This window comes from Micromonospora yasonensis, from assembly GCF_026013475.1.
Lineage (GTDB): Bacteria > Actinomycetota > Actinomycetes > Mycobacteriales > Micromonosporaceae > Micromonospora > Micromonospora yasonensis.
In genome coordinates this window covers 1-11,208 of the sequence record NZ_JAPDPH010000228.1, presented here as the reverse complement: position 1 = coordinate 11,208, position 11,208 = coordinate 1, and the positions used below count along the sequence as shown (strand labels likewise).

The window sequence follows — 11,208 nt, the reverse complement described above, 5'->3', positions numbered from 1 at the left end:
ATGCTCGGGCTCTGGGTGGTGGGGCTGGCCATCGCCGTACCCTTCTTCGCCCTCGTCGCGATCGACGGGTCCGACCTGCGGTACGGCGGCGTGGCCGCCGCGATGCTCTGTGCCGTCGCGGTGGCCGCGCCCTTCGGCATGCTGATCGGCGCGGTGCTGCCCCGCGAACTGGAGGGGACCCTGCTGCTGCTGACCGTAGTGGCGGTGCAGATGCTGATCGACCCGGCCGGCTCCGGCGCCAAGCTCACCCCGTTCTGGTCGAGCCGGGAGATCGTCACCTGGGCGGTCGACCACACCGACGACGGCTACCTGACCCGGGGCGCCCTGCACGGGGTCGTGGTGACCGCGCTGCTGGTCCTCGCGGTGGCGGCCGCGTCCACCGCCCGGCTGCGCCGGCGCCGGCACGTGCGGCACCTGCCGGTGACCTGACCCGCCAATCCGGTTGCGGGAGCCGCCGAGCCGGGTTGGGATGGACGGATGCTCATCCGCCGGTTGGCCGCCGAAGAACGACTGACCCACAGCTTCCCGCTCCAGGCGTACGCGTTCGAGGCGTCGCCGATGGGGCCGTCCCGGCTCGACGAATACCGCGAGTACCTGCCGTACAACGCGGGCAACCGGACGCTGGTGGTCGAGGAGGAGGGCGGCGCCACGGCCGCCGCCACGGCGATCCCGATGCGGCAGAACCTGCGCGGTGCCGTACTGCCGATGGCCGGGGTGGCCGGGGTGGCGACCCACCCGCTGGCCCGCCGGCGCGGCCACGTCCGCAACCTGCTGCACCAACTCCTCGACGAGATGCGCGACGAGGGGCACCCGCTGACCGCGCTCTACCCGTTCCGCGCCTCTTTCTACGAGCGCTTCGGGTACGTCGGGCTGCCCAGCCGGCGTACCGCCTCCTTCTCCCCGGCCGACCTGGCCCCGCTGCTCCGTGCCGAACTGCCCGGCGAGGTGGTCTGGGAGCGGATCGGCGCCGGCTACCCGAGGTGGCGCGCGTACACCGAACGCTGCCTGCGCGAGCGGCACGGGTTCGCGGTCTTCCCCGACTTCCGCGCGGTCGGCCAGCGGGACCGGGACGACCGCTGGCTGCTCACCGCCGTCTGCGACGGCGAGACGGTCGGCGCGGTCACCTACCGGATCGACGACCACGGCGGCACGCTGCACGCCGACGACCTGCTCGCCACCGACCCGTACGCCCGGGCGTCGCTGTTGCAGTTCTTCGCGCGGCACGTCGACCAGGTGGAGCGGGTCAGCGTCCGGCTCCCCGCCGACGAGCTGCCCGAGCTGTGGCTGACCGACCTCGCCGCGCACGTCGAGGCGCGGGTGTCCCGGCCGGGCTCGTCCGCGCCGATGGCCCGGCTGCTGAGCCTGGACGCGCTCACCGACCTGCCGACCGGCGCCGGGCGGGTCCGCGTCGAGCTGGTCGGCGACCGCTGGCTGGCCGGCAGCCACCTGCTCGACGGGGCCACCGGGAAGCTGGAGCTGCTGCCGGGCGACAGCGCCACGGCGGGCGGCGTCCCGACGGCCACGCTCACCGCCGCCGGGCTCTCCGCCCTGGCGTACGGGGTGCTCGACCCGGCCGAGGTGGTCATCCGGGGGCTCGGGGAGGTGCCCGCGGACGCGGCGGTCGAGCTGCGCCGGATCTTCCCGCGCGAGCTGCCGTACCTCTTCGCCGACTTCTGAACCCGCGCCCCACCCCAGTGTTGATCAAGGAGTTTGCGTCGGAGTGGATCTCCCTGAAGACGCAAACTCCTTGATCACCGGTCCGGGGTGGGTCAGTAGGGGTTGGGGTGGCCGGGGAGTTTGGCCGTCAGGAGGGATTGGGGGCGGCCGGGGAGGTGCGGGTCGGCGGAGAGGGGTGGGGCCCCGGTGCCGGCGCGGGCGGCCATGCCGGTGAGCAGGTCCTTGAGGGCGGTGACGGCATCGGTCCGGGGGTGCCAGTCCAGCTCGGACTCGGCGCGCTCGCTGGACAGCAGGGGCGCGTTCAACGCCAGGTCGACCCAGCCGACGTCGACCGGTTGCAGCCGGGCGTACCAGGTCAGCGCCGCCGCCGCGCGGAGCACCGGGATCGCCACCGGCACCGTCCAGCCGTGGAAGTGCCGGGCCACCAGCTCCGGAGTCAGCACCGGGTCCGCGGCGACGTTGAAGGCACCGCGCGCCTCACCCAGGACCGCCTTCGCGTACGCGTCGGCCACGTCGTCGGCGTGCACCGCCTGCACCCGGAGTCGGCGGTTGGTCGGGACCAGCGGGATGCGGCCGTACCGGAGCAGCCGGACCGGGACCAGCGGGCCGAGGAAGTAGCGGCTGATCTCGGTCCCGGCGTCTCGCTGGAAGATCAGCCCCGGCCGCAGCCGGACCACCCGCAACTTCGGGTGCTCCCGCTCGACCGTGTCGAGCAGCCCCTCCACCGCGGCCTTGTCCTGGCTGTACGACGACCCGGGCACCCCGGTCGCCGGCCAGCGCTCGCTCACCGGATGGTCCTTCGGGCCGGGTGCGTAGGTGCCGACCGACGAGGCGTAGACCAGGGCGGGTACGCCGGCCCGGACGGCGGCTTCGATCACCGCGCAGCTGCCCCCGACGTTGGTCCGCCGGAGGGTACGCCGGTCGTGGCTGGGCTGGATCTGCCAGGCCAGGTGCACCACCGCCCGCGCCCCGGCGAAGATCGCGGCGAGTTGCTCGGCCACGCCGGGCGCCCCGATGTCGCACGAGTGCCACTCCACCCCGTCGTACGGCTCACCCGCGTCCGGCCCGGGCAGGCGGCGGGCCACCCCGACCGGTTCCGCCCCGGACTCCCGCCGCAGCCGACGCAGCAGTGCCGACCCCACGTTGCCGGTGGCCCCCACGATCACGATGCGCATACCCGCTGCCGTACCCGTTGCGGCGGGCACCAACCCCCGGACCGTTCAGGGACGGGGATGGTGCCGGACCCAGCCCTTCTCCCCCGGCCGGCGACCCCGCGTGGCGGCGAGGCAGCGCGGGCAGACGTACGCCTCCGGGTCGGCCTCGGTGAGCACGTCGGTGGCCGAGTAGTCGAACGGCACGTGCGGGAACCGACGCAGCCGGGTACGGCTCAACGGCAGCCCGCAGACCGTCTGGTTCTGCCCCGGCAGCCAGGCGTGCACCTCGCCGCCGGGCCGGCGTATTCCGTCGTCGCCGACCACCTCGCTCGACGCGGCCACCGCGGGCGTGCTGCTCAACCTCATGCCCGGTCAACTCATGGTGGCCTTCGGGGCGCCGGGGCCCGGATCGATCCTGGTCGGCCCGGCGGCGGAGGGGCGTACGTCGAAGTCGAAGATCTCGGTGGGCAGATAGACGGTCGCGCAGGAGTTGGGGATGTCCACCACCCCGGAGAGCCGGCCTTCGATCGGTGCCGCACCGAGCAGCAGGTACGCCTGCTCGGGCTGGTATCCGAAGCGGGTCAGATAGTCGATGGCGTGCAGGCAGGCGCGCTGGTAGGCGAGCTGTGAGTCGAGGTACCGCTGTTCGCCGTCGAGGGTGACGGAGATTCCGGAGAAGGCCAGCCACTGACTGAACTGCGGCGGGGTGTTTCCCGGGAGGAAGATCGCGTTCTCGGTGACGCCGTACGCCTGCATGCCGTCCTTGATCAAATCGACGTGCAGGTCGATGAAGCCGCCCATCTCGATGGCGCCGCAGAAGGTGATCTCCCCATCGCCCTGGGAGAAGTGCAGGTCGCCGACGGACAGGTTGGCGCCGGGCACGTACACCGGATAGAAGACCCGGGTACCGGTGGTGAAGTTCTTGATGTCCTGGTTGCCGCCGTTCTCCCGGGGTGGCGCGGTGCGCGCCGCCTCCGCGGCCACCCGGTCGAACTCCGCGCCGGTGAGGGTGCCGAGGATCGCGTCCTGGGGCTCGGGCGGCAGGGACAGGGGTGGCACCCGGTCCGGCGCGGTGGCGCGCAGCGCTCCCTCCCGCTGGTTCCAGGTGGCCAGCAGCGCGGCGGACGGGGCGGTGCCCATCAGCCCCGGATGGGAGATCCCGGTGAACGAGACCCCGGGGATGTGCCGGGAGGTGGCTCGCTGCCCGGCGAAGTCCCAGACGGCCTTGTAGGCGTCGGGGAACTGCTCGGTGAGGAATCCACCGCCGTTGCCGGTCGGGAAGATGCCGGTGTATCCCCAGCCCTGGCCGGCCAGCGGACCGGAGTCCTCCTGTGGAATGGGACCCATGTCGAGGATGTCGACGATGAGCAGGTCGCCCGGCTTGGCGCCCTCGACGGCGAACGGGCCGCTGAGGGCGTGGACCGTGGTCAGCGGAGCGTCCCGGATGTCGTCGGCGGAGTCGTCGTTGTGGATCGCGCCGTCGAACCACTCCCGGCAGTGGACGCGGAACGACTGGCCCGGTCGTACGGTCGCCACGGGCGGGATGTCGGGGTGCCATCGGTTGTGCCCGACCTTCTCCTGGTCGGTGAACCGCCTGGTGGAGTCGAGGGCGAACAGCAGGTCAGGCACGGCGTTCAGCCTTTCGTTCGTCCCGCCGTGGCGGGCCAGGTGGGCCGGGCCGCCCGCGCCCGGTCACCATCGGGGCAGGCGGGCGTGGGCGGCATTCGGGGATCGGCGAGTGGGGCGAGGACCGGGTACCCGCTCGACCACGTCCGGCCGCTCCGCGCTGCGCTCCGCCCGGTCGATCGCCTCGCGCAATGCCGCCGACGTGCGGCCGAGCCGCGGCGCGGAGAACATGCGCCCGGCCGGGGCCCCGCACCGCGGGCAGCGCACCGACGGGCCGGCTGTCCCGATCGGTAACGTCACGTCGAAGCTGCCGTCCTGCCGGCAGCGGTACTCGTAGGTGGCCATCGCCGTCCCCTGTCGCAGCCTCCCGTACGGGCGGTGCCTCGGTCCGCGGCGACTCACCCTGTCCCCTCAATTGTGGACGATCGCTGGCAAACAGGATGCAAAACGACGAATGAGCCGCGTTGGGGGAACCGGCCGCGCATCTGGCAAGGGTGAGCCGCCGTGGGAGAATCGGCGAGTGCAGGTCGGGATGCTCGGGTCGTTGGAGGTTCGCACCAACGACGGCATCCTGGCCGACGTGCCGGGCGTCCGGCTGCGCGCACTGCTGATCGCCCTGGCACTCGAACCAGGCCGCGTCGTCTCGAAGGCGACGCTCATCGACTGGATCTGGGGTGGGCACCCGCCCGCCGATGCGGCGAATGCCCTGCAACGCTTGGCTTCCCGGCTGCGGAAGGCGCTGCCCGGAGGGGCGATCGAGGGGCAGACCGGCGGCTACCGATTGGCGGTGGACCCCGACGCTGTCGACGCCCTTCGGTTCGAACGCCTCATCGGCCGGGCTCGCCAGGAGGAGGGCCTACCGCGGGTTCGGCTGTTGCGCGAAGCCCTCGCCCTGTGGCGCGGTGCGGCCATGCAGGATGTCGGGTTGGGGGACAGTGAAGCGTTCGACGCGGCGGTGACGCGGCTCGAGGGGCTGCGCCTGACGGCGATGGAGGATCGCTTCGAAGCGGAGGTCAGTCTCGGCCATGGTGCGGAGGTGGTCGCGGAACTCACCGACGCGGTGACCGCGCATCCGCTGCGGGAACCGCTGGTCGCTGCGCTGATGCGGGCCCTGGTGGCAGCCGGCCGCGACGCCGAGGCCCTGCTCATCTACGAACGTACGAGGGAGGCGCTTTCCGACGCGCTGGGCGTCGACCCATCGCCGGAGCTGTCGGCCTTACACGTCGCGTTACTGCGGGGCGAACTGGGTCGACGGGAGGAGAACCGGAAGACCAACGTGCGTGCCGAGCTCACAAGTTTCGTCGGCCGGGACGCTGATGTCGCCGCCGTCCGCGAACTCGCCGCGGAGCATCGCCTGACCACCTTGATCGGGCCGGGCGGGTCGGGCAAGACCAGGCTGGCCACGGAGACCGCCCGCACGCTGATCGGTGACCTGCCGGACGGAGTCTGGCTGGTGGAACTCGCCCCCATCGGCGCCGACGGTGACGTCGCGCAGGCGGCGCTCGCCGGGCTCGGGCTCCGGGACGCACTGCTCGGCGCGGCTCCGAGCGCGGATCCGGCGGACGGGCTCATCGCCGCGATCCGCGAGCGGGAGGCGCTGCTGATCCTGGACAACTGCGAGCATGTGATCGAGGCGGCGGCGAGGTTCGCCGATCGGGTGCTCGGGGAATGCCGACGGCTGCGGATCCTGGCGACGAGCAGGGAACCGCTCGGCATCACCGGTGAGGCGCTGTGGCTGGTCGAGCCGCTGGCGGTGCCGGCCGACGCCGGCCCTGCCGAGATCGCATCCTCGCCGGCCGTTCGTTTGCTGCGGGACCGGGCCGGCGCGGTGCGCAAGGACCTCGGAGCCGACGAGCACACCTTGTCGACGATGGCGCGCGTGTGCCGGGCGCTCGACGGGATGCCGCTGGCGATCGAACTGGCCGCCGCCAGGTTGCGCACCATGACCATCGATCAGCTCGCCAACCGGCTCGATGACCGGTTCCGCCTGCTGACCAGCGGGAGCCGCACCGCTTTGCCGCGGCACAAGACGCTGCGCGCGGTGGTCGACTGGAGCTGGGAGTTGCTCACCGGTGCCGAGCGGGCGGTCCTGCGCCGGCTGTCGGTGTTCTCCGGCGGGGCGAGCCTGGAAGCGGCCGAGTGGGTCTGCGCCGGCGATGACGTCGAGCAGGATGAAGTGCTCGAGTTGCTCACCTCGCTGGCCGAGAAGTCGCTGCTGGTCACCAAGGGCGACGACGCTCCGCGCTATCGGATGATCAGCACGATCAGGGAGTACGCCGCGGACCGGCTCGCCGAAGCGGGGGAATCGGACCTGGCTCGCCGGGCGCATCTCGGCTACTTCACCGAGCTCGCCGCGACCGCGGAGCCGCATCTGCGCCGCGCCGAGCAACTGGCCTGGCTCGCCACGCTCAAGGCCGACCACGACAACATCAGTGCCGCGATGCGGGGGGCGATCGCGGCCGGTGACGCGCAGGCGGCGATGCGGCTCGCGGGGGCCGCCGGTTGGTACTGGTGGCTCGGCGGACGCCGGGCCGAAGGCCTCGAGCTGTTGATCGCGGCCACCGACGTCCCCGGCGAGGCGACCGATGACGTCCGGGCCATGGCGTACGGGATGGTGGTGCTCTTCGTGACCTCCGGGCGCGGCGGCGAACACCTGGGCGCGGAATGGATCCACAAGGCGTACCGGTTCAGCCAGCAGAGCCAGCACCGCAACCCGCTGCTGGACCTGGTCGACCCGCTGGAACGCATGCTGCAGGCGCCGGACGCCGCGGTCCCCGCGTTCGAGTCGTTGCTGGACAACGAAGACCCCTGGGTACGCGCTCTGGCCCGGTGGCAGGCAGGCAAGATGCGGATCATGCTCGGCCAGGGCGGCCGCGAGGCGGAGGCCAATCTGGAGCTGGCGCTCGCTGAGTTCCGCACGCTCGGCGAACGATTCGGGATTTCCGTAGCCCTGTCCGTGCTGGCGGACCAACTCGCCACGCGCGGTGAGTTCGCCGGCGCGTGTGAGCACTACGAACAGGCGGTCGCGGTCGTCACCGAGGTCGGCGCGATCGAAGATGTCATCCGGCTACGGACCCAGCAGGCCCTGCTGTACTGGCTGCTCGGCGATCGGGACGCCAGCGCGGCCGCCATCGCCGACGCCGAGCGGTGCGCCGAAGGAGTCACCTGGCCGCATGCGCTGGTCGAGCTGGCGCTCGCCAAGGCGGAGCTCGCGCGTTGGGTCGGTGACGCCGCGGAGGCACGCCACCAACTCGGCACCGCGACCGCCCTGCTCGGCGACGAAGCGGAAGCGGCGCACATCCGCGCGGGCATCCACGACGTGCTCGGCTACCTGGCCGACGATCTCCGCGAGGCCCGCTCCCACCGCGTGGCGGCCTGGCAGGCGGCGTCCGAGGGGGGACACCCGCCCATGATCGCCCAGACCCTGGTCGGTGTCGCGGACCTCGCCCTCCGGCACGATCAGTACGAGCAGGCGGCGCGGCTGCTCGCGGCCAGCGTCGGCGTGCGCGGACTGCCGGATCGCGCCCACCCGGACGCGGCCAGGATCGAGCGGGACGCGCGGCGACACCTCGGCGAAGCACGGTTCGCCGAGGTGTCGCAGGAGGGTACGCGGACGAGCCTGGCTCAGCTGGTCGAGGCCACGCTCGCCTTGTGACCTGCGCGCCGGATGACGATGTCGCCATGCCGCGTGCGGGCGTGGACCGAGACCTTGGTGTCCGTCGGGTCGGGGCTTCCCGGCGTGGAAACGGAGTCGCGTACCGACCCTCGCTCGCTGTTGACGTCGAGGTGGGCGGCGGTGCCCTCGGTGATGCCGACCTCGATGTTTCCTGAGCCGTTCGTCAGCCTCGCGTGACCGTGGGTGATCCGGCCGATCCGGATGGCGCCGCTGGCTGTCGTGGTGGTGATGTTGCCGTCGGCGCGATCGATGTCGAAGTCGCAGCTGGCGCTGCTGAGATCGAGGTCGGCCGAGGCGTGGCCGATCCAGGCCTGCCCGCCCGAGTTCGAGAGCCGTACCGGCCCGTTGACCTCGCCGATCCGCATCGCGAACGCCCCGCCCTCGATGTCGGCGCGGCCGGCGATGTGGCCGGCCGCGACCTCACCGGACGCGATGTTCGCCCGCAGCGTGTTGATGCGGTCCACCTGGACCCGGCCCGATGCCATGTGCAGCTCGCACTCGCCGAAGGTGCCGTCGGTCTGAACGTCCGAGTGCGCCAGGTAGGCGGCCAGGCTGGAGCCGGTGGGCAGGTCGATCGTGATGACGACCGATCCGGTCTTGTCGCCGGAGACGGTCGTCTTGACCGACAGCTGACCGCCGGCGAAGTCGACCTTGGTCCGCTCGGCCACCCTGACGTCCTTCCGGCTGGCGTCGTCGACGGGCTCGACCAGCACCACGGTGTCGGTCCGGTCGCTCGCGATGACCCGGACCTGAGCACCGGCGACTTCCACGGTGGCGGTGATCGGCCCCGGCGTGGCGAAAGTAGGCATGACACCCTCTCCTCTTGCTTCGTGCGTGATCTGTTGGTGGGTGGTGCAACCGCGCCAGTTGGTCAGGCTCGCTTCTTGAAGGTGGAGAGCGACCACACATATCCGACCAGGGCGATCCCGGCGCACCAGGCGACGGCGACGACCGCCTTGCTCGCGACGGGCTCACCGGTCAGCAGCCCGCGCAGGGTCTCGATGATCGGGGTGAAGGGCTGGTACTCCGCGAACTGCCGCACCCCCGCGCCCATCGTTTCGGCCGGCACGATCGCGCTGCTCAGGAACGGCAGCATGACCAGCGGCACGGAGACCATCCCCGCCGATTCCGGGGTTTTGGCGGCCAGTCCCAGGGCGACGGTGATCCAGGTGGTCGCGAAGGAGACCAGCACGATGAGACCGATCGCGCCGAGCCACTCGGAGAAACTCGCCGCTGGCCGGAATCCCAGCACGAGCGCCACTCCGATGATGGCGGAAATTGCGATCACAGTGCGGAGCATGCTGGCGGCGACATGCGCGCTCAGCACGGCACTGCGGGAGATGTCCATCACCTTGAACCGGTTGATGATCCCCTTCGTCATGTCGGAGTTCACGGCCAACGCGGTCGCGCTCAAGCCGTAGCAGATCGTCAACACGACCATGCCCGGCGTCGCGTAGTCGATGTAGTTGCCAGCGATGTCGAAAGCGCCGCCGATCACGTAGACGAACATCAGCAGGAGCACGATCGGGAACAGGACCGCGTTGAACACCGCGACCGGGTTCCGGAGAGTGTGTTTGAAGTTGCGACCGAGCATGGTCGTCGCGTTGCTCATTATGCGTTCACCTTCGCGCTGGTACGGCCGGTCAGGGCAAGGAAGACGTCGTCGAGGTCCGGCGTGTGCACCGAGAATTCCTCGACCTCGATCGAATGTGCGTCGAGTCGTGCCAACAGGGCGCGCACCGATTTCGCCCCACCATCGCTGGGGACCCGCAGGACCAGGTCGTCCTCGGCGTCCCGCGTGGAATCGGTCAGGACCCGCGTCGCGGAGTCGAGTTCGAGGTCGCCCGCGAACCGGAGCCGGACATGGCTGCCGGGGATCTGGCGCTTGAGCTCAGCGGGAGTGCCCTGGGCGACCAGTTTGCCCTGATCGAGCACCGCGATCCGGTCGGCGAGCCGATCGGCTTCCTCCAGGTACTGGGTGGTCAGGAAGATGGTGACCCCTTCGCCCACCAGTTGACGGATGATGTCCCACATCGTCCGGCGGCTGCGCGGATCCAACCCCGTCGTCGGCTCGTCGAGGAAAATGATCCGGGGCTTGCCGACCAGGGTCATCGCCAGATCCAGCTTCCGGCGCATACCCCCGGAATAGGTGGCCGCCATCTTCCGCGCCGACTCCGTAAGGTCGAACCGCTCCAGCAGGTCGGCGACAACCCGCTTGCTCTCGGCCGGGCCCAAACGCTTGAGATCCGCCATCAGCTGCAGGTTCTCCTGGCCGGTCAGGAGATCGTCGACCGCGGCGAACTGACCGGTGACCCCGATGGCCGCGCGTACGGCCTTGGTCTCGGTCGCCACGTCATGCCCGGCAACGCGTACCGTGCCACCGTCGGCCTTCATCAACGTGGTCAGCACGTTGACCGTCGTCGTCTTGCCCGCCCCGTTCGGGCCGAGCAGGGAAAAGATCGTGCCCGCAGCGACATCGAGATCGATGCCGTCAAGAACGATCTTGTCCTGGTACGCCTTCCGCAGCCCTGAAGCCGCAATCGCTGAACGTGTCATGCGACCACCATCGGCGCCCGGCCCGCCACCGCCCTGACACGCTCCTGACACGACAGCTGACACGACCGGCTGCTCCGTCGCCTGGTCCCAGGTCCGCACCATCGGCCAGCTAGCGCCTGTGCCGTGAATCCGTCCGGCATCGGAACATCCGAGCACCCATGGAGCACCCCCGGGCCCGGGTGCTGCCCGCTCCTTTGCCGCTCCACATTGTCCCCGTATGAGAGGCTATGGCGACCGCCCAGCGAGGAAGTCCGCTGCGCGGTGATGGCGTTCAACTGTGGCTGCTTCGGCATTGCGGACATAGTCAGCCGGTTGTGTTCATCGATGCGTCTACCCATGAAGATCCCGGCAGAGGCGCAGGTCGTGAACCGCCTCGGCTGATGCCGGGGCTTCGCCGTTGAACGGGAACCTGACTGCCGCATCGATCTCGCCCGCCGCCTGCGAGTCCGCCGCTCACGGCGATGCCGTGCGAGCCGCGCTGTCGGCCCTGGGTCATACGAACGCCTGACAGGCCGTGTT

At 71.0% G+C, this 11,208-nt stretch carries 9 protein-coding genes and 1 pseudogene; 3 read left to right on the top strand and 7 right to left on the bottom strand.

Features of this window, described 5'->3' with window-relative positions:
• Together ONA70_RS30295 and ONA70_RS30290 are read left to right on the top strand one after the other, a co-directional pair.
• A pseudogene (locus ONA70_RS30295) lies at positions 1 to 429 on the top strand (hypothetical protein); the annotation flags it as partial.
• 48 nt (positions 430 to 477) lie between these two features.
• Positions 478 to 1,677, top strand: a complete 1,200-nt coding sequence (locus ONA70_RS30290; protein ID WP_265009916.1) for a GNAT family N-acetyltransferase — start codon at positions 478 to 480, stop codon at positions 1,675 to 1,677.
• A 92-nt stretch (positions 1,678 to 1,769) separates the two neighbouring features.
• Here ONA70_RS30290 and ONA70_RS30285 read toward each other — a convergent pair whose 3' ends face one another.
• From ONA70_RS30285 to ONA70_RS30270, 4 genes are all read right to left on the bottom strand, one after another.
• Positions 1,770 to 2,852, bottom strand: a complete 1,083-nt coding sequence (locus tag ONA70_RS30285) for an NAD-dependent epimerase/dehydratase family protein (protein ID WP_265009915.1) — start codon at positions 2,850 to 2,852, stop codon at positions 1,770 to 1,772.
• Positions 2,853 to 2,897: 45 nt separating this feature from the next.
• Positions 2,898 to 3,197: a hypothetical protein gene (locus tag ONA70_RS30280; RefSeq protein ID WP_265009914.1), complete on the bottom strand. Its 300-nt coding sequence runs from the start codon at positions 3,195 to 3,197 to the stop codon at positions 2,898 to 2,900.
• A gap of 6 nt (positions 3,198 to 3,203) precedes the next feature.
• Positions 3,204 to 4,460: a formamidase gene (gene fmdA, locus ONA70_RS30275; RefSeq protein WP_265009913.1), complete on the bottom strand. Its 1,257-nt coding sequence runs from the start codon at positions 4,458 to 4,460 to the stop codon at positions 3,204 to 3,206.
• 63 nt (positions 4,461 to 4,523) lie between these two features.
• Complete coding sequence (locus ONA70_RS30270) at positions 4,524 to 4,802, bottom strand: FmdB family zinc ribbon protein (protein WP_265009912.1); 279 nt, start codon at positions 4,800 to 4,802, stop codon at positions 4,524 to 4,526.
• A 175-nt stretch (positions 4,803 to 4,977) separates the two neighbouring features.
• On the opposite strand from ONA70_RS30270, the gene ONA70_RS30265 reads away from it, so the two are divergent.
• On the top strand, positions 4,978 to 8,112 hold the full coding sequence (locus ONA70_RS30265) for a BTAD domain-containing putative transcriptional regulator (RefSeq protein WP_265009917.1): 3,135 nt from the start codon (positions 4,978 to 4,980) through the stop codon (positions 8,110 to 8,112).
• Here ONA70_RS30265 and ONA70_RS30260 read toward each other — a convergent pair.
• The 3 genes from ONA70_RS30260 to ONA70_RS30250 all read right to left on the bottom strand — a co-directional run bounded on the left by ONA70_RS30260 (position 8,082) and on the right by ONA70_RS30250 (position 10,689).
• Positions 8,082 to 8,942, bottom strand: a complete 861-nt coding sequence (locus ONA70_RS30260) for a DUF4097 domain-containing protein (RefSeq protein WP_265009911.1) — start codon at positions 8,940 to 8,942, stop codon at positions 8,082 to 8,084. The genes ONA70_RS30265 and ONA70_RS30260 overlap by 31 nt on opposite strands.
• A 62-nt stretch (positions 8,943 to 9,004) precedes the next feature.
• Positions 9,005 to 9,745, bottom strand: a complete 741-nt coding sequence (locus ONA70_RS30255) for an ABC transporter permease (RefSeq protein ID WP_265009910.1) — start codon at positions 9,743 to 9,745, stop codon at positions 9,005 to 9,007.
• Entirely contained in the window at positions 9,745 to 10,689 is a 945-nt protein-coding gene (locus ONA70_RS30250) for an ATP-binding cassette domain-containing protein (RefSeq protein ID WP_265009909.1), read from the bottom strand. Before ONA70_RS30250 ends, ONA70_RS30255 begins: the two co-directional genes overlap by 1 nt.
• Positions 10,690 to 11,208: the final 519 nt, after the last annotated feature.

What these genes read in the sequence shown, in the direction of transcription:
- ONA70_RS30290 (WP_265009916.1), top strand. Translation starts at nt 478, where the DNA reads ATGCTCATCCGCCGGTTGGCCGCCGAAGAACGACTGACCCACAGCTTC.
- ONA70_RS30285 (WP_265009915.1), bottom strand. Translation starts at nt 2,852, where the DNA reads ATGCGCATCGTGATCGTGGGGGCCACCGGCAACGTGGGGTCGGCACTG.
- ONA70_RS30280 (WP_265009914.1), bottom strand. Translation starts at nt 3,197, where the DNA reads ATGAGGTTGAGCAGCACGCCCGCGGTGGCCGCGTCGAGCGAGGTGGTC.
- ONA70_RS30270 (WP_265009912.1), bottom strand. Translation starts at nt 4,802, where the DNA reads ATGGCCACCTACGAGTACCGCTGCCGGCAGGACGGCAGCTTCGACGTG.
- ONA70_RS30260 (WP_265009911.1), bottom strand. Translation starts at nt 8,942, where the DNA reads ATGCCTACTTTCGCCACGCCGGGGCCGATCACCGCCACCGTGGAAGTC.
- ONA70_RS30255 (WP_265009910.1), bottom strand. Translation starts at nt 9,745, where the DNA reads ATGAGCAACGCGACGACCATGCTCGGTCGCAACTTCAAACACACTCTC.
- ONA70_RS30250 (WP_265009909.1), bottom strand. Translation starts at nt 10,689, where the DNA reads ATGACACGTTCAGCGATTGCGGCTTCAGGGCTGCGGAAGGCGTACCAG.